Annotated in this window: 13 protein-coding genes and 1 tRNA gene; 2 read left to right on the top strand and 12 right to left on the bottom strand. The window is 31.3% G+C overall.

Annotation, left to right across the window (positions count from 1 at the left end; all coding sequences use genetic code 11):
• Positions 1–53: 53 nt before the first annotated feature.
• Positions 54–392, top strand: coding sequence for a hypothetical protein (locus tag Q0192_RS10285; RefSeq protein ID WP_299289394.1), 339 nt, complete (start codon positions 54–56; stop codon positions 390–392).
• A 57-nt stretch (positions 393–449) separates the two neighbouring features.
• On the opposite strand, the gene proC is transcribed toward Q0192_RS10285, so the two are convergent.
• Together proC and argB are read right to left on the bottom strand one after the other, a co-directional pair.
• Positions 450–1,262, bottom strand: coding sequence for a pyrroline-5-carboxylate reductase (gene proC / locus Q0192_RS10280; RefSeq protein ID WP_299289393.1), 813 nt, complete (start codon positions 1,260–1,262; stop codon positions 450–452).
• A 97-nt stretch (positions 1,263–1,359) separates the two neighbouring features.
• Positions 1,360–2,148 (bottom strand): acetylglutamate kinase, encoded by a 789-nt coding sequence (gene argB / locus Q0192_RS10275; RefSeq protein WP_299289413.1) that lies wholly within the window; start codon positions 2,146–2,148, stop codon positions 1,360–1,362.
• A 181-nt stretch (positions 2,149–2,329) separates the two neighbouring features.
• Between argB and Q0192_RS10270 the strand changes: the two genes are divergently transcribed.
• Positions 2,330–2,419, top strand: a tRNA-Ser gene (locus Q0192_RS10270).
• Positions 2,420–2,664: 245 nt separating this feature from the next.
• On the opposite strand, the gene Q0192_RS10265 is transcribed toward Q0192_RS10270, so the two are convergent.
• The 10 genes from Q0192_RS10265 to Q0192_RS10220 form a co-directional block, all read right to left on the bottom strand.
• Positions 2,665–3,243 carry an acyltransferase gene (locus tag Q0192_RS10265; protein ID WP_299289392.1) on the bottom strand — a complete coding sequence of 193 codons (579 nt, stop codon included), beginning with the start codon at positions 3,241–3,243 and terminating at the stop codon, positions 2,665–2,667.
• A gap of 597 nt (positions 3,244–3,840) precedes the next feature.
• Complete coding sequence (locus Q0192_RS10260) at positions 3,841–4,566, bottom strand: WecB/TagA/CpsF family glycosyltransferase (protein ID WP_299289391.1); 726 nt, start codon at positions 4,564–4,566, stop codon at positions 3,841–3,843.
• A gap of 908 nt (positions 4,567–5,474) precedes the next feature.
• Positions 5,475–8,087, bottom strand: a complete 2,613-nt coding sequence (locus Q0192_RS10255) for a gliding motility-associated C-terminal domain-containing protein (protein WP_299289390.1) — start codon at positions 8,085–8,087, stop codon at positions 5,475–5,477.
• A 335-nt stretch (positions 8,088–8,422) separates the two neighbouring features.
• Entirely contained in the window at positions 8,423–9,520 is a 1,098-nt protein-coding gene (locus Q0192_RS10250) for a glycosyltransferase family 4 protein (protein WP_299289389.1), read from the bottom strand.
• Positions 9,521–9,907: 387 nt separating this feature from the next.
• Positions 9,908–11,167 carry a glycosyltransferase family 4 protein gene (locus Q0192_RS10245; protein ID WP_299289388.1) on the bottom strand — a complete coding sequence of 420 codons (1,260 nt, stop codon included), beginning with the start codon at positions 11,165–11,167 and terminating at the stop codon, positions 9,908–9,910.
• Between the two features lie 102 nt (positions 11,168–11,269).
• The gene (locus tag Q0192_RS10240; RefSeq protein WP_299289387.1) at positions 11,270–11,785 is read right to left on the bottom strand and encodes a serine acetyltransferase; all 516 of its coding nucleotides are present in this window, start codon (positions 11,783–11,785) and stop codon (positions 11,270–11,272) included.
• 413 nt (positions 11,786–12,198) lie between these two features.
• Positions 12,199–13,176 carry a glycosyltransferase gene (locus tag Q0192_RS10235; RefSeq protein WP_299289386.1) on the bottom strand — a complete coding sequence of 326 codons (978 nt, stop codon included), beginning with the start codon at positions 13,174–13,176 and terminating at the stop codon, positions 12,199–12,201.
• 474 nt (positions 13,177–13,650) lie between these two features.
• Positions 13,651–15,075 carry a flippase gene (locus Q0192_RS10230; RefSeq protein ID WP_299289385.1) on the bottom strand — a complete coding sequence of 475 codons (1,425 nt, stop codon included), beginning with the start codon at positions 15,073–15,075 and terminating at the stop codon, positions 13,651–13,653.
• 218 nt (positions 15,076–15,293) lie between these two features.
• Positions 15,294–16,415, bottom strand: a complete 1,122-nt coding sequence (locus tag Q0192_RS10225) for a glycosyltransferase family 61 protein (protein WP_299289384.1) — start codon at positions 16,413–16,415, stop codon at positions 15,294–15,296.
• A gap of 444 nt (positions 16,416–16,859) precedes the next feature.
• Positions 16,860–18,197 carry an O-antigen ligase family protein gene (locus Q0192_RS10220; protein ID WP_299289383.1) on the bottom strand — a complete coding sequence of 446 codons (1,338 nt, stop codon included), beginning with the start codon at positions 18,195–18,197 and terminating at the stop codon, positions 16,860–16,862.
• Between the last annotated feature and the right edge of the window lie 373 nt (positions 18,198–18,570).

Here is an 18,570-nt window from a genome sequence, read left to right as displayed (position 1 = left end):
TGTTTTTTTTAACTGTCTATATTAATTAAAGCACAATTAAAAGAAGCATTTTTATGAAACCCATTCATATTACCATCGCAAAAAAACGCCCTTTGATTATCATACCAGACAGCCAGGCACATGCAGATAACCACCCGGTTTTAACGTACACGTACAGCATTTACCGCGATCAGAAAAACGGCGATAAAAACCAGTTTTTTGAGAAGGAAACCAACCTGCATTTAGAAAAAAACAACGACCCGGATTACATGGGCTACATCACGTTTGAGCAGCCAGGCCGCCTGTTCACTTACACGGCTGATGGCGCGACTGAACTGTCAAGCGATGAAGTGGAAGAGATTATCGAACAGATTAGCGAGTACCGCGACACGCCCAATATGTGGCAAATTTAAAATGGGGCAATGCTTCTTTTATCGCACTAAATTTAGGCTGATAAAAGAAGCATTTTGCTAATCCTCTTTGTACAATTCCCCTGCTTTTACGGCCGAAGTTTTAATGCCTTTGATCATGGCCGAACTAAAACCATTGTGCTCCATTTCGTTGAGGCCGGCAATGGTGCAGCCTTTGGGCGAGGTAACTTTGTCAATTTCCTGTTCGGGGTGAGAAGCCAGTTGCAGCAACAAATCGGCCGCGCCTTTTGCGGTTTGCGCGGCCATTTTTAAAGCATCGTGCGCATGGAAACCAATTTCCGTTCCGCCTTGCGATGCCGCACGTATCGAACGCAAAAAGAAGGCAATGCCGCAGGCACACAAAGCCGTTGCTGCCGTCATCAGTTCTTCGTTAATTTCGATGCTTAAACCAACCGTGTTGAACAGGGATTTTACCAGATTCAGGTTTTCTACGGAAGCATTATCGGTAGCCAAACAAGTCATGGAATGGCCAATCGCAATGGCCGTATTCGGCATCGCGCGCACCACTTGCACTTCGGCCTGCAAGTGTTTTTTAATATCGGCACAACTCACACCTGAAATCACCGAAATAAACAATTGGTTTTCCACATCAATGCCCGGTCTAATCTCGTCCAGCAGCTTGTTCAATTGCTGCGGCAAAACGGCAATGATCACAATAGATGCTTCTTTTACCGCCTTAAAATTGTTGTTGGAAACTACAAATCCGGCTTCCGTTTGTGCTTGTAAAGCCGCTATGTTTCTTCGCGTTAACGTAATTTGTCCGGCTTCGCAAATCCCGGCTTTTACCAAACCTTTGGCCAATGATAAACCAATGTTGCCGCTGCCAAGTATGGCTATTTTTTTGTCAATCATTTTTTTCCAGTTGTCAGTTGTACGTTTCCTGTTGTCGGTTTTGGGTTGAGATTTGTAAGGTTTAAGTTGTAAATCGAGAACTGGCAACACACAACTCCTAACTCCTCAAAATCGTTCCAAAACTATTTCCTTTATTCAAATAATGCAGTTCATCGGCCTGGCCAAGAATTACTTCTTTTACACCACTTTTTATCGCGGCAAAAGCATTGTCCAGTTTCGGCAGCATCCCTTCGGAAACTATTTTTTCTAATTTCAATTGTTCGTAACGTTCGGGGTTGATGTCGCGAATCAGTGATTCATCATCGTTGATATCCTGCAAAACACCTTTTTTCTCAAAGCAATAAATTAAGGTCGTTTCGTAAATTTTAGCCAAAGCAACGGCGAGGGCAGAAGCAATGGTATCGGCATTGGTGTTCAAAAGCTGCCCTTCGCCGTCATGTGTCAACGCACAAAAAACAGGTGTAAAAGAAGCATCCAACAATTTGGCGATGTTTTCTGCGGAGATCGAGTGCTCGTCCAAATCTCCCACAAAACCATAATCAATCGTTTTGACCGGGCGCTTTTTTGCACGGATAAAATTACCATCGGCACCGGTTAAACCAATGGCGTTGTTGTGGTAACGCTGCAATTGCGCCACCATGTTTTTGTTGATCAGCCCGGCATAAACCATGGTAACCACGCGCAAGGTTTCGATATCGGTAATGCGGCGGCCATCCACCAGTTGCGTTTCAACCCCCAGCGAAGAAGAGATTTGCGTGGCCACTTTTCCGCCGCCGTGCACTAATATTTTCAGCCCATCAAGCGCGGCAAAATCTTTCAAAAAATGGTGTAGGTTTTCGGAATTGTCTATCACGTTGCCACCAATTTTAACTACATAAAGCTTCATGCTTCTTTTGCCCATGTTTTTTTGTTGCCGAAAATAAGGAATGATTTTGTTGGAAGCTGCGGATTTAACGACAATTGCCAAAATTCCGGTGCGATGCTTCTTTTACCGGCATAAAATTGGTGGGCAAAAATTAAATTAGCGTAACCACTGGAAAATTTTAACTTTGCAGTCCGAAAAACACGGAGAGGTGTCTGAGTGGTCGAAAGAGCAAGCCTGGAAAGTTTGTATACTCGCAAGGGTATCGTGGGTTCGAATCCCACCTTCTCCGCCAATGATTAGGCCAATACGTTTTAGGCCAACGTCATTAAAAATATTTTATGCTTCTTTTACTTGTTAAAAATTAATATTTCTATCGTGTTGCTTTGCACAGAGCTATTAATTTTATTTTATTTTTCTACACCTTAAAAGTAGATAAAATATGGTTTCTTTAATTGCAAAATATGCCATCAATAACTATTAGAAAATAATATAAACTATAATGTTATTGAAAACGCAACTAGTAAAACATACACATATTTAATATTGGGTATCCTCTACTTTGTTGGATTTGTAATATTTTGATTTTACTAAATATAAATGCTTTTGTAAATCTTCAAAGCTTTCAAATCTACCTCTTATTTTTTTTGCAGGAGTACCAGCATAAATAGAATAAGGCTCTACATCTTTAATAACCAACGAGCCTGCACCAATTATACTTCCCTCACCTATTTTTACACCTCCTAATATGGTGGCACCATATCCTACCCATACATCATCTTCGATAGTCGTTATTAAATTTAACCCTTTCCAGTTATAATCTTTATCTCGAATTTGCACAGCAAACCTTATTGGTGTCCCAATTTGCTGATAGCAATGGTCGTAACGGCCTATAATTGCAACGCTGTTTCCAAATATTACATCATTTCCAATATTAACATCAGTTTCAATAAAAGAATCCCTGCCAATGTAAAAGTTTTTACCAATCTTGATTTTATTTTTTGCCCATATCCTAACTCTTGCACCCGAATGGAAACCTTTATCTATTTGATAGTTTCTATATATAACTTTTCTTAAAAATAAGTTCCTGGCTTTTTTTAAAAAAGCAACTATTGCCATAACATTTTTTCTTTTTTTAATTTTATTTATTAGTCAAGATAGTAGGAGTATTACCGGTTTCTTTTTTAGTGTTTTTAGTAAAAAAATTTTAATTGACTTTGTAAAATTTATATAACTTAAGCTTTAAAAATTATAAACTATGTTATTGATTTATCTTATACAATTTGTAAAAGAATAACAGAAAATGCTGATATATTTTTATTAAAAAAAAACTTGTATATTACAATTTATTTTAAATTGTGTAAGTATCCTGTTAATTTTAACAAACCTTTATATAAGTGAAAGAAACAATAAACAAGCATTAATTAAAATTTATTGCAACTAATAAAAAATGCACTAAAGTAATTTAAAAGCCTGTTTAATTTATAGCATATCCTTCAATAAGCTCAGGATTAATAATTATGATGCTTCTTTTATGCCTATAAATTTTGTGTTTATATTCTATGCTGATACAAAAAGCATGGAAGCTTTTTATGTTTTTTAGGTGATAAAAGAAGTATAGAAAATAAATTGAACAAAATTTAAGCAGGCTCTAAGTAAAAAAGAAATGTTTTATAATGTACTCTTTTACTTAAAAAGGCATTTAGGTATAAATTATCAATATTTAATTTTGTATTTAAGTAAAGTATAAACGAAGATAGGTCCATAATACAAGTATCTTTTCCACATGCGTTGTGGCTCATTGAGCAATCGGCCAAACCACTCGCAACGCAAGTTTACCCAAAAATTGGCCGGGCGGTTTACAGTTCCTGCGTAAAAATCAAATACTGCACCTATAGAACCTATTACTTTTGCATCTAATTGTTGTTTATGTGCAATGGCCCATTTTTCCTGTTTAGGAGCAGTCATTCCAACAAATAATGCATCAGGTTTAAATTGATTGACTTGAAAAACCATATTAGCATTGTCCTCATCAGAAAAGGTAGCTTTAAAAGGAGGAGAATAATAGCTTACTCTAATATTAGGATATTCGAGTGCTATTTTTTCTTTAATTTTTTTTAATGTTGTTTCCGTAGAGCCTAAATAAAAACAACTGCCATATTCTTGGTTCAATTTATTTAATAAATGATAATGAAGGTCTGAGCCTGAAATTTTATTTATTTTATCACCGTTTTGTAACCTAACAGCAGCTACAATTCCAACACCATCAGGCAATAATACTTCTGATTCTAATAAAGCATTTTTAAACTCAGCCTCTTTTTCTGCCATGCAAAAAGAATATTGGTTAATTGTATTAATCACTATTTTTGGTGCCTGTGGCAAATCGTCAAGTGATTTGGTAAACAGGTTATAGCCCGCATAATTACTTAAATTTTCACTCATTTTTAGAATGTAAGTTTATACAATTATTAATTAAAAAAATACTAAAAAATAATTCTTTTCTGTAATGCTTAAATAATTTATATACAACAATAACCAAATTAATAGATTAAAAAATATACAAATTGTAAAAATATAATTGGTCAAATTTTGAACTTAAAAGTGATAATATCTATATAAACCAGATATATACTCGCAATTTTAAGTTAATAATATAATAATTGGTATAAAAAATATATAAATGTTTTCTTAAAAAAACAAAAAGAATAATTTTTTAAAGCTATGATTAAAAATTTAAATAAACAATTTATGTTTTTAAACAATTAATAACAGTACTAATTAATTTTTTAAGGATTAAGATGTTAGGCAGGGAAGTTCTTTAAACAAAACGGTGAATGATGTTTAGTAGCAAAAGTTGTCTTTTAACTACGTTTCTATCAATAATTAATCTTGTTTTTGTTATACAAGCTCAATTTTCTCTCCATTAGAGCCTGTTTAAATTTCTATCATAAAAATTTATAATGCTTCTTTTATGCCTATAAATTTTGTTTTTAAATATTGTTCCAATACAAAAAGTACATTGTGCCAATGATTTTTATGCGGTAAAAGAAGTATATAAGAAATTATTGAACAAATTTTAAACAGGCTTTAAATGTATAATGGCTTTAGTTTAGTAGAAAAAGCAGATAAATCAGAATGAATATTTTCATTTTTTATAGCTAACTGCAGCTTAATATTTATAAGAATGTATCGGTTTTTATAGTCATCTTATAATCAGAAACAGTACTAAAAAATCATTATAAATTTTTCTGATATAAATTTATACAATCTCTTATAATCAAACGTCAAACCATTGTACTTTGAACAAGTAAAGTTTATAGACTTTTACTTACCGCGTAGTAAAACCCAAATTATCTAATAATAGTAACGCCGCCGCTTATTTTCTTACTACTGCTACCTAAACTAATTACATAATAATAAGTTCCAACAGAAAGCGGACTGCCATTTATTGAACCATCCCATGCTTTGCTATATCCTTTTGATTGGTAAACTAAGGAGCCGTAACGGTTATAAATGCTTACCAAACAGTTTGGGTAATAAACCAGGGCTGTAATATTCCAGTAGTCATTAATGCCATCTCCATTAGGGGTAAAGGTATTAGGGATATTTAAGGTAGGTGATGGAAGAATGTTTACGGATATTGGCAAACTACTGACAGTTGTGATAGTACACCCATCATTTACTGTAATGGTACAAATAATTTGATCGTTGGTTTTTAAGGTTTTACTGGTAAAAGTAGCACTATTTGTACCAGTATCTATCCCGTTAATCTGCCACTGGTAAGAGGTAACCAATGCTATGCTAACTGGTAAAGCAGTAAAAGTAACAGTTGTACCTGTATAAACCTGATTGGCCGATGCAATAACGGAAAGGCTGGTATTAGAAGGCTGAATCAAATTTACTTTTATGGTGTTGGATAAAACCATCGGAGGTGCAACACATTTACCTGTATTATTGGTAAGCATACAAGTAACTATATCTCCATTTACAAAATTACTATTAGTAAATACTGGATTATTGCTTCCTGAGTTTACACCATTAACCTGCCATTGATAAGTTGGATTTGTACCACCATTAGTTGAAGTTGCGGTAAAAGTTATTTCAGTTCCGCTGCAAACAGGCCCGGTAGCTGATGATATTATGGAAACTGTAGGCGTAACATAAGGGTCGGCATTTATACCGGTTATCTTATTAGATGAACTACTGACCGGACAGGAATCATTATTAGTTACTTCACACTGAACAACATCTGTTGGGGAAATATTGGAAGTGGTAAAAGTTGGACTGTTAATACCAACCTTTATGCCATTAACTTGCCATTGATAAGTTGGATTACTGCCAGCATTCTTTACAGTTGCAGTAAAGGTAACGGGCATACCAATGCAGATGTTGTTATGATCCGAAGTGATGTTAACTACAGGAAGAACCGGTGAAATTACTGTTAAATTTTGTTGAGCAGATGTACTTCCGTCAGTAGCTGTGATTAATGTAACGCCTGGTCCGGTAACATGTATTTTATTGTTTATAATAGTTGCTACAGCAGAATTGCTACTGATGTATGTTATTGTTCCGATGCCACTTGTGGCAGCAGGATCAAAATCGGTATCACAAATATTTTTAGATGGAAGGGTTGCAAAAGCGAGGGGTGCCGGATTTTCTACTTTAATATTTACAACCGTAGTACTACTGCCGCTTGTATTATACGCTGTGATGGTGTAATCAGTAGCAGGAGATAAAACAATTGGAGTACCGTTGATAGTTCCAGTTGCTGAATCAAAAATCAAACCCGCAGGCAGAGTTTTATCAATTGTATAACCCGTAGTTGAAATCTTTCTTATCGCGCCGTTGTGATAAGCATCTGCCGCATATACATTTCCTTCAGTATCAATAGTTAGGTCATATAAACCTGAAAAACTGGCAGCTTTACCAATACCGTTTACAAAGCCAACTGAACCAGTTCCTGCTAACGTAGTTACTACACCTGCCGGGGTTATCTTCCGAATCAAAAGATTTCCGGCATCTGCTACGTATATATTACTTAAATGATCAGCTGTAATGCCTACTGGCAAATTAAAGCTTGCAGCAGTACCAACACCATCAGTTGAACCTGTAACTCCACTACCAGCAAAAGTAGTTACCACACCTGCTGGCGTTATTTTTCTTATGATACTATTAAAATCCGTAACATAGAGGTTTTCATTATTATCAAAAGTTAAACATTGCGGATGTTGAAAGCTTGCTGCTGTACCTGTCCCGTTTACAGCTCCAACAGTTCCGCTACCTGCAAAAGTAGTAACTACTCCAGCGGGAGTAATTTTTCTTATTAAATTATTATCTCTGTCTCCTACAAAAACATTACCTGATTTATCTACAGTTATACCACTTGGCGAACCAAATTTTGCTGCTGTCCCTGTTCCATTAGCAAACCCTGGTGTGCTTCCGGCCAGGGTAGTTACTACTCCGGTAGGTGTTATCTTCCTGATTAAACTACTGCCATAATCTGCAACATAAATATTACCTGCAACATCTGTAGTTAAACTTACAGGCGAATAAAAGGTAGCTGCCGGGCCAATTCCATCGGCAGAGCCTTCTGCACCGCTTCCCGCAAAAACACTAACTATACCAGCAGAGGAAATCTTCTTTATAATATTATTTTCACGATCAGCTATGTAAATGTTGCCCTGTAGGTCTAATGCTACCCCTGTTGGAGAAGCAAATCTTGCTGATGCTAAGCTACCAACGGCATTTCCGTAACCATTACCAGTTAAGGTAGAAACCTGGCCATAAGCCCTGTTTGGTACAGCACCGCCTGTATTAGCTGGCAATAGAGGAGTAACAGCAGTATTGATTGTATAGCTTTGAGGAGTTGGATAGCTAATATTAGGCACCTGAGCAATAACATTACCCAAAAACAATACCATTAATATAACCAGTAGTGTTTTTTGAGAAGAGATGCAAGCCATAGTATAAATTCCTTTAACATTACAAACAAGTATATAGTTTCTCCCATATTTTCTTATGCAAAACCTAATATGCTTATTTGGTTAAACACTAATTAGCTTATTGAATGGCTAATTTACAGAAATACAATTTCTAAAATGTGAATCGAGTTGGTTTGAAAATTTTATTGAACAGGTTTCTATGCTTCTTTTAGCACATAAAAAAACAGGTGATTTTTATGCTTTTTGTAAAAAATAAAAGAAATAAAAACGAATTTTTAATGGCTAAAAGAAGCACAGTAATTTTTTCGGATTTAAATTAAACAAGCCTTCATACCTCAATACTTTCAACAAAAATATTAAACCTGAATTGAATCAAGAGCTTCACTCATTTTTAAACATACTTCGGATTTAGAAAATTCTTTCCCTAATGCTTTGTTGTTCTTAGTCATCGTATTTCTAAGATTCTCATTTAAATACAGCTTTGTAATAGCAGCTGCCACACTTTCTGCAGAATCTTTTTCCACCCATAAAACATTATCAGGAGAATTTAAATGATCTTTTGCAGCGCGGATTTTTGTAGTTATAACGGGTAAACCTGCAGATATAGATTTGAATAATGCCATTGGAAAACCTTCGTTATAATAAGTAGGAAAAACAAGCAGATCAGCATTCGCGTAAAAATTATCGCATTCGGCATCTGGTATAAACCCTAAAAAACGCACATATTCAGACACATTTAATGTTAATGCTAAAGATTTAAGCCCTTCTAAATCCGGACCATCCCCAACAAAAATAAAAGTGCAATTACTTCGAAAATCAAGATTGGGGATACTTTTAAGCAAGCTAAAAACACCTTTTTCTTTTACGATGCGTCCAACAAATAAAATTTTAAATTTATTTTCTTCCAATCCATAACGCTTTCTAAATTCTAAAGAAGCAACAGATCGGGCCGGGTCAATTATATTACAAGTAGTAAAAATTTTATCAGCAATATTAGGGTAATAGCCCTCAATAATATTCTTTTCATCTTTAGATAGAAAAAACCAGATATCAACATGTTTAAGTACAAAAGGAACTATACAATTTTTATACAAGAAAGATTTTTTTTCCAAGATGGAAGGATCTGATCCATGGGTTTTTATTGCAACCTTAATCTTTTTTAAATAAAAGGTTTTGACTATCAATAGCGTTAAAAAGTCTCTGGAAGTAGCGACAGGCTCAAAGCGTGAGTTGAGATACAATAAATCAGGCGAAAACTTGTAAAGCGTAAAAACAATATTAAATGCATTACCAACAACACCAAATAATTTATTTAAGTTACTGATAGATTGATCATTCCGCCCATAAGTAATTACTTTACAGGTATAACCAATGTCCTCTAATCCGTGCATTTCGTCCATAGCTAAAAGAACATGATGTTTAGGAGGAGCGCCTATTAATATTTTTTTATTCATTTTTATTAATTAAGGGTACAAGCACGATAAAGAATTTTGTGGGATAAAAGAAGTAAAAATACGCTAAACATAATTTTAAACGTACGATGATAATATTTTTATAAAATATTATTCTTGATTGCTGTGTACAGACTTTGTTTAAATTTCTTTAGCAAAATGTATAATGCTTCTTTTATGCCTATAAATTTTGTTTTTGTAATTGATGCTTTCAGAAAAAAATATAGAAAACATAAAAATTTAGGTGATAAAAGAAGTATAGAAAAATCTTAAATGAATCTTAAACAGACTCTAAGTTTAATCTGTTTTTATTTTTATAAGTTATAAGCAGCGGAGAGATAAAGTTAAAAATTAAATATTTTTATTACGCAATTAGGCACAGCTTGTAAATTAATTTTTTATTAAAATATCTTCATATAATTGACTAAAAGTAATCACTTTCTTTTGCCAGGTATAATTCTCAAATACATAATTCCTTGCTGTTTCCCCTATTTTACTAATTTCGGTTGGATGGTTATAAGACCACTTAAGCTTCTCTGACAGATTGTTAAGATTTGCCTGATAAGAAATATCAGAAACCGGAATCTTTAATAAAATGTGATCAGGAAAAGCATCTTGTCCGCCAGCATCAAAACAAAGGACAGTGCAACCAAGAGCACATGCCTCTAACACTGACATCGAACCAGAATCTCTAAAGGCCGGATAAACAGATATATCTGCGTTCTTTAATTCTTCGATTACTTGTTCTCTTGGCAAAAAATTAATCAACTGAACTTTGTTTGCTATTTCAAAATCAACAAGCCATTTTGAAACTTTTTGGTGTTCCGCTTCATTTCTAATACCAATCAATTTAACTAAAATATTACTTTCGTTGTTAAAAGCATTTTTAATTGCACGTAGTAATAATAAAAGTCCTTTCCAATCTTTTGCCGTCCCAGAATAAATAATTGTAAAAGGCTTGTTTGTTTCGATACTTTTTTTGTCAATATATTTAATAAAATCTTCCTTGTCTATTGCAATTGCCGGAATTACTGCCGATTTATCTTTTTTGCCAAGATGTTTTCCTAATTTTTGTAAATTTTGTACAGAAGAAAAAACAACAGTTTTTGGATTATTTCTTATTTTACATAATAATCTGAACAGAAATATATCTAAACCTATATTGCGCCATACTTCTTTTAACTTACCTTTAAATTCTAAATCCTGAAAAAAAACAGAGTTAATCGTTTCTGCGCCACCTATAGGCCCCATTACAAATGGTTTTTTTATAAAAAAACCGATAGAAGGCGAGCGGTATTGATTAAAGGTTACATGATGTATTAAATCAAAATTAACTTTTTTTGATGCTTTTCTATAAGCTGTAATTGCAAATATTTGCCATAATATATAGTAGGCTTGTTCTCCTAATTTTTTCTCATCTATTAAAGCACTTTGTGGAATATCATAATAAATAAAGAATAAGTTTTTAATTGGGTTTTTTAGTAACGCTTCGTCAATTAACTTTTTATGGCTTCTCCGGGTTAGTACCCAAACATAATGATAATCGGCCATGTTTTTTGCAAAGTTCCAGCCAACTCCGGGTTCGCCACCTTTGCCAGGTTCGCAACGAAAGGCAGACAACAATATGTTAAGTTTCTTTTTTTCAACCATAATAGTTTTAAGAAATATTTTTATTAATAGTAATGGATTTTAATTAGCATAGGAAGCTTGCAATTATAGCCATTACGATAGTTAGTAGGAATTATGTATTTTTTATTGTGCAAGTAAATCTGTTTTCTTTTCAATTCCCGGATTTCCTACTACTATACAGTTGCCCGAAACGTTTTTAACAACAACAGCACCACTACCTATCTTCACATTATCATTTATAGATATACCTCCGATAATGCATACATTGCTTCCGATATCCACATTATTACCAATAACCGGTGAAGAACTAAATGTTCCTCCTTTCATTTGTTTGTTGCCAATAGTAGTACAATGCCGGAGAATACAGTTATCTCCAATAATTACACCTCTGCTTATTACCAAACACTGTCCGTGATATATAACAAGGTTTTTTCCTGCTGTTATATTCCATGGAATTTCAATGCAGAAAATCCATTCTACTAGTATTTTGTAAAATAACAGGTATGGAAGGCCAATGTAGTAATAAACTTTTCGCATAGAACAAAAGTTAGCTACACGGAAAAGAAAAAGTATGAGCCTTCCTTTAATATTTCCTTTATTAGCCTTCCAATCCTGAAGGATAAATTTAAAAAAACTCATGATTATTCAATTTATAACTATTTCTAAAATATATCTTCATAGGTCAATTTATTATTCCGCAAGTAATCCATAATTTATAGTAAATAAAAATTGCTATAAGTACACTTGTGTTCTAAATATATTTTAGAATAATTTTTAAAGGTTAAATCTAAAAAAATATTATACTACTTTTATAGAACTTGTTTAAACTTATTCTTTTATGCTTTATATCATGCTTCTTTTACCACCTAAAAATTAGCGTTGCCTAATTTTTGGTTTGTTTAAGCACCAATTTTTATAGGGTAAAAGAAGCATCAGCTCCAAAAATAAGCCGGAAAAAAAGTTTAAACAACTTCATTATTAAAAAACATATTCAATATTAGGATTTCTAAAATATTCCTATTTTAATAGGATAAAAGACGAATGAAAATATTTTAAGCCTTCCCACTAGCATGAGATGGAAAAATAAAACAATAAATTTTTAAAATTACTAAATATGCTTTGGGGTTATTAGTAAATAGGTGATAGGCAATTCGATGTTTTTTGTTTATAGCTTTTGTTTCATTTAAAAATACCGAATATCCGTTAAGACGTTCAACAATCATCTTATATTCATTCATATAGTATTTTTCACCTGCTAATAGAATTTTGTTTAAAAGAAACATGTTTGTAACAAAGTCGAAAACTTTTGCTGCTTCCACATGTGCAGGCATTTTTTCTAATACAATATTTACTATTTTTTTAGTAACATAAACAAGATCTAAATATTTTAGGCTAAACTTTGATATACTTACTGAATTATCTCTTATAAAATAATTATACATTTTATTTTGATTTAACACAGCTTTGTTTGATAATAATAATGCTCGAAAAGTATAAAATACATCTTCAAACATTCTGCCTTCAAACTGAAGGTTTTTTACAATTGTTTTTTTGTATACCTTGTTATAAGCACCATAATCTAATTCTCCTTTAAAAAAAGCAGATAACCCTTCATTTCGATTAAAAACTTCAATATTTTTTCTATTTAAATGTATTGTTGGTTTCTCAGAAGTGTTTAATCTACAAATAGCAATATCTGCGTTATTGCTTGTGGCATTATCAATGAGTGTCTCATACATATTAACATCAATTGTGTCATCAGCATCTACAAAACCAATGTAATCACCTGTTGCTATTGAAATTCCCTTGTTTCTGGCAGAAGATACTCCCTGATTCTCCTGATGAAAAACAATAATTCTGTTGTCCATATTTTTATAACAATCACATTTAAAACCACTGCTATCAGTAGAGCCATCGTTTACTAAAATAAGCTCAAAATCCTTAAATGTTTGTGATAGTATCGATTGAATGCAATTGTCGATGTACTTCTCTTTGTTAAATACAGGAACAATAATCGAAAGAAATGCCATTTTATGAATTAAAGAAAGTTTTTATCTAAGTCCTATTTATTTTATTTATAGGTTTATTTTAAATCTTTATTAGATGTTACAAAAGGATAAAACAGCCTATGATAAAATAATAAATTAATACTATTTAAATTTTTATCTGAAAAATTGATAATGCTTCTTTTATACTTGTAATTATTGCGAACAAAGCTACATAAATCCAAAAAGGTAATAAAATCTGCTGTTTTTTAGGCGATAAAAGAAGCATAAAAAATAAATTGGGTAAAACTTAAAAGGGCTTTTAAAACATTATTTGAATAAAAACTAAGGGAGTATTCCCATGAAAAATGACTAAATTGAATATTATGAAATTTTTAAAAAATCATAAATAACCATATTAAAAGCATCTATCATACGGCAAGACGTACATTTATTTTGGAAATAATCCAATTTTGCATAGTAGTAATAAACTATTTTCATTATTAATATAGCAATTATTTAACGAGATCGAAACTTAATTATAGAATTAATGAAACCATTTTTAAAAATAAAAATTTGGAATAATCCAAATGAGCATACGTAGCATAAACCTGTAAAAATCATTAAAAGAATTTGATTTGAAATATTCTTAAAAATTAGTAAAAAAACTAAAGCAAAGATTGAACTTACAATTATTAAAAATAGAAGATTAAAATCTACGTTAATTTTTATTGTATCCTTTGCTGATTTAAAAATTATTATACAAACTATTAATTCTGCCAAAACACATGCTATTGAAGACCCAACAAATCCGTAGTGTGGTATAAGACAAATGTTTAAGATTAAACTTCCAAAAAAACCAAAAATAGTAGCATACAAAATTTTTTTTTCCCTGCCAATAGCTAAAAGATACTGAGTTCCAAAAACATTATTTAAGCCAATAATCAAAGGAACTATAGCTAAGATTTGTAAAGCAACTTTAGCATGTATATATTGCTTACCAGATACAACAAATAGAATCTCTTCCGGAAAAAAAAACCCAACCAAAAAGAAAGGAATTCCTAATAGTAGGACTATACTAATTGACTTTGTCATAAGATTTTGAATACCTTTTATATCATTATCAACAAAAAAACTAGACATTCTTGGTATAAAAACTAATCCTATGCCACCCATAACACTAAAAAAAAGCTTTACTATTTTCAGTGGTATATTATAATAACTTACTTGCACAGGATTAGTCATAGAGCCCAAAATAATCGTATCCATCAGGGTATAAAGACTAACAGAGATATTAATGCTAAATAATATCCACAGAGGACGTAAATGCCAAAATATTTTAGATTCAAATTTAAAATTAGCATAATGTTTACCAATGAAGTTTCCAAAATTTAAAACAGCATTCGCTAAAACAGTTAGGGCAAGAATTAAATAGTATATATTAGAATCATTTTTGTTAACTACCAAAAATAAAATCATAATTACACTTAGTGACTTAATTACAATAGACCTAACAGTTATGTAGGAAAAATTTTCAATTCCTTGGTAAAACCATTCAATTAGAAATGCATTTGAAACAATAGTAATACACCCAATTCTGATTAGGTCTGAACTAGCACGGAGCGTTTTTATAAAAAAAGGAAAAGTTAGAAACAGGCCACAAAAGATGAATGACAAGGCAAATTGAATAATAACCAATTCTATGACAAATTGTGATATTCTCTGTCTGTCAAATTTCAGTTTTGCAACCTCTCTTACTCCGTAATAAGGTATACCTATTGCAGAAAATAAAATAAAATATTGAGTAAAAGAATCTATATAAAAAAACTGTCCAATACTGGCAGTAGACAGGGTTCTTGTAATGTATGGTAATGATATTAAAGGGAAAATGAATGTAGATGCAGTAAGAATAAAGTTACTTATCACATTTTTTTTTAAACTCATTAATTGATATATAGAATTATGCTATAAAAAAACTTTAACTAAAATCAAAGTCAATAAAGATAGTGTAAAAAGGCAATAAATTACAGTAATTTTTATTATAAAAAAATCGTATACCAATAAAATACAGTTCTTTTTTATAATTAAAACTTTACAATTTTCGTTTAACAACTTTCTTTTTGATCCTGTTGCCTTTGTTAAGCTGAAAGATGTAGGTCAGATTAATCATTTAATATACTGGAAAGAGCTATTTTAAAATTATTAGGTTCTATATAGGAATCATTATATAAGTTAGTGTAGTGGGTTTCTTTAACGCCATTTTCAAAAATTGCATAATACTTAAGTTCAAGTATTTTTGTTAAATATCTGAAATTAGGGGAATCATATCCGTTAGAAAAAAGCTCTACTAGTTTTGTTCCTGGGTCACACCAAATTATATTTGAAAAAGAAGCTCCATGTGGCCCGATGATTACCTTTGCGTTTTTGTATAATGAAATTTGGTCAGCAACTGATCTGGGTTTGTCTTCTATAAATGTAAAGTTATGCTCTTTTAAAATTTCTACGATTTCCACTTCGTTTGAAAGACGTCTGCGTACTTTTCTAGATATAAAAATTAATTCTTGATCTTGGTGTTTGGGTATATTTAAGGAAAGGGATAATTGTTTAAGTAACAAAATATTCTTTTTATTAGGATAGCACCAAGTAACATTAGGTACTACATAATATTTATCTGCCTTTACATCATAAAGCCTGGAATTAATTACTTGTTCATTAGATAACCCGGCAAGTTCAAACAAATCTCGTTCAAATGGAGTACCAAATACAGGATAAACAAATTTCGCTATTTTGAAATCTGATTCATTTAAAACAGATTTTATTAATAAAATCTTTAAATAAATAAACATTATATAATCATAATATCCTCCCCCCCAATAGTGGGACCATAAAGGTATGCAGATTTCCGTATGAATTTTACTACGTTTACCTCGTTTAAATAGGCTTCTTATGTATTCTGCAGAACCAAAGTCTAAATTAAGTATCGTATTATCAAGTTTTACTCCTCCAAATGCTAATACCGTTACTTTTTTACTTGGCTTTAATTCATAAACAATAGACGGCGAAGATTTCACAATTTGAACGGTTTGATAATCAACCGAAGATTCGCCATATACCTGTACGGGCGACAACTCAACCACCTCCTCTTCTGAAAAATAAATCTTTGATTTTTCCAGTTTTTCTAAGGTTTTTTCTTTATCCAATAAATTTACATTGAAAATTCGTGGGATATAAGTAATGTATTTCTTTGCTCCATATTTAAGCTGAGCTATTATTTTTTTTATCATATATTAGTTATTTTAAGATAAAAGTGTATTAGTAACGGGTTTGGTTTTTTATAATATTATTATGCTTATAACTTAAAAATGAATAACCTGCTTTCTGAACTTTTTTCCTCAAAACAAGTTATAAGTGCAATTAAATTTACTCGAACCATTGGAATATTACTATTATAGTTTAGTAGTTAAAACTTACCTTTTTCTTATTTAACAACCTCTTACTTTTTTACTTCTCTTAGAACCTGTTTAAATTTTGTTAAACTTATTTGCCATGCTTCTTTTAGCACATAAAAATCATTGAATTTTTGTGGTTTTTGTAATATTAAAATATTTAAGCACACCAAATTTATAGGCATAAAAGAAGCATTGTAAAATTTTATGATATAAATTTAAACATACTCTTAACTTTTATATTAATATTTTGAACCGTTTTCATCAACTAATATATTAGCCTTATAATAACTTATTGTAATAAGGCTCCTCATAAGAAATTTCATCTGAACGAGGATAAGATAGTATTAATACTAAAAGAGTAGTAACCATAAAAAGTATTCTTGTATCAGCAAATGAATAATCAGAATTAAAACCTATAATCCAGCTTAAAACAGAGCCAATTAAAAAAGTAACTTTATAATCATAAATATTCTTCATAAATAAACTAACCCCATTAACTAAAGGGGCCACAATAAATAAAACAAAAATACCAAAACCAAAATAGCCAAACTCTACTAAAATTTTCAAATAACCATTTTCTGGTTGATTAAAATATATCAATTCACCGCCTTCAACCTCTAAATACTGATCTTTTGCATGAATTTTAACATACTCAAGGTAATTATTGTTTCCGATTCCTAATAATGGATTATTTTTTGATATTTCAAAAGCTCCTTTCCATAATGATTGTCTAAAAGCTAAATCATCATTTAAGCCTTCTGCACGATTAAAAACACCATAACGCGGAGAAAACACAACATAATATGAAACTGATAAAACTATTAAGGCTAATAAACCAATACGATAACGTTTACCTGCTAAAAAAAAAGACACTATCATTCCAAAGCAGTATCCTCCCAAAGCTCCCCTGCTTCCTGCTGCTATAATTGCAAAAAGTGCTGCTGCTAATATAAAATAATGTATCAATATTTCCTTTTTGTTCATACTATCATTGGTAAGGAAAAAAAGAAAACTACCCATAGCAAGATATTGTCCATGAACTTGTGATTCAAAAAAATATCCTGGATACCTTGTAAGACCAGTATTAATATCATAGGTATTACCATTTAAAGTAGGATAGAAAGTAAAACTTAAACCTACTATTACCTGTATCAACAGAAAAATCAATGAGATAATATATACATTCTTTAAAATTTTGATAACTTCCTTATGAAATGATTTATCATATAAACATTCAACCAATAAAAACCTGGCATAGATAAAAATCGGGAAAATTTTAACAAAATGAATCAATGAATTTTTAGGAAATTCGGAACTCAAGCTTCCAAAAAGAGTTATTATTGCAAATAGTAGGAATAGAAAAAAATAAAAATTATTTGATTTAATTGTGCCTACTGAAAAAAATTCTTTAAATAGAAAAAAAAAACTATAAAGTGTAGTTAAATCTAATATATTTAATCCACTCCAAGCCTCCGGTATAACCCTAAAATCCAAAAATGGAAGCATATAAAGTACAAAAGTCAAAAAAGACTTTGATGTACTTTTTTTATTAAATACTATAAAAAAAAATAATAACACGATTACAGTCAGGATATAAGCAAGATTTTGTTTTAACATAAAATGAAAGCGCGAACTTGGTAATATTTTAGAAATTGATTAAATTCATATCAAAACTTACTTCTTTTGGCTATATTATTTATGAATCTGTTATAGAAAGACAAAGATAGGAATAGCATTTATATGGATAAAAGAAGCATGCAAAACTTTGGAACAAGTTTAACAATCATTTAAAGAATAAAAAACTACTTTTCTTGCATTTGTTCAGAGATTTTTAAATTGTTTAAAACCTGTTCAATATATTTTCCTATGTTTTTTTTATCACCTAAAAAATCATGAACATTTAGTTTTTGATTTATTTAGGTTGATGTAAACGCCAATTTGTATAGGGTAAAAAAAGCATGGCCGTTTTTTTTGCAAATTTAAAAATGCT

This window comes from uncultured Mucilaginibacter sp. (genome assembly GCF_937859865.1).
Lineage (GTDB): Bacteria > Bacteroidota > Bacteroidia > Sphingobacteriales > Sphingobacteriaceae > Mucilaginibacter_A.
The sequence above is the reverse complement of the archived record's forward strand: the minus strand, read 5'-3'. Positions and strand labels throughout refer to the sequence as shown.

Bases quoted from the DNA above. Each gene is read 5' to 3' on its own strand.
- Q0192_RS10265 (WP_299289392.1), bottom strand. From the start codon at position 3,243: ATGGCAATAGTTGCTTTTTTAAAAAAAGCCAGGAACTTATTTTTAAGA.
- proC (WP_299289393.1), bottom strand. From the start codon at position 1,262: ATGATTGACAAAAAAATAGCCATACTTGGCAGCGGCAACATTGGTTTA.
- Q0192_RS10255 (WP_299289390.1), bottom strand. From the start codon at position 8,087: ATGGCTTGCATCTCTTCTCAAAAAACACTACTGGTTATATTAATGGTA.
- Q0192_RS10250 (WP_299289389.1), bottom strand. From the start codon at position 9,520: ATGAATAAAAAAATATTAATAGGCGCTCCTCCTAAACATCATGTTCTT.
- Q0192_RS10230 (WP_299289385.1), bottom strand. From the start codon at position 15,075: ATGAGTTTAAAAAAAAATGTGATAAGTAACTTTATTCTTACTGCATCT.
- Q0192_RS10240 (WP_299289387.1), bottom strand. From the start codon at position 11,785: ATGAGTTTTTTTAAATTTATCCTTCAGGATTGGAAGGCTAATAAAGGA.
- Q0192_RS10245 (WP_299289388.1), bottom strand. From the start codon at position 11,167: ATGGTTGAAAAAAAGAAACTTAACATATTGTTGTCTGCCTTTCGTTGC.
- Q0192_RS10220 (WP_299289383.1), bottom strand. From the start codon at position 18,197: ATGTTAAAACAAAATCTTGCTTATATCCTGACTGTAATCGTGTTATTA.
- Q0192_RS10225 (WP_299289384.1), bottom strand. From the start codon at position 16,415: ATGATAAAAAAAATAATAGCTCAGCTTAAATATGGAGCAAAGAAATAC.
- Q0192_RS10285 (WP_299289394.1), top strand. From the start codon at position 54: ATGAAACCCATTCATATTACCATCGCAAAAAAACGCCCTTTGATTATC.
- argB (WP_299289413.1), bottom strand. From the start codon at position 2,148: ATGAAGCTTTATGTAGTTAAAATTGGTGGCAACGTGATAGACAATTCC.
- Q0192_RS10260 (WP_299289391.1), bottom strand. From the start codon at position 4,566: ATGAGTGAAAATTTAAGTAATTATGCGGGCTATAACCTGTTTACCAAA.
- Q0192_RS10235 (WP_299289386.1), bottom strand. From the start codon at position 13,176: ATGGCATTTCTTTCGATTATTGTTCCTGTATTTAACAAAGAGAAGTAC.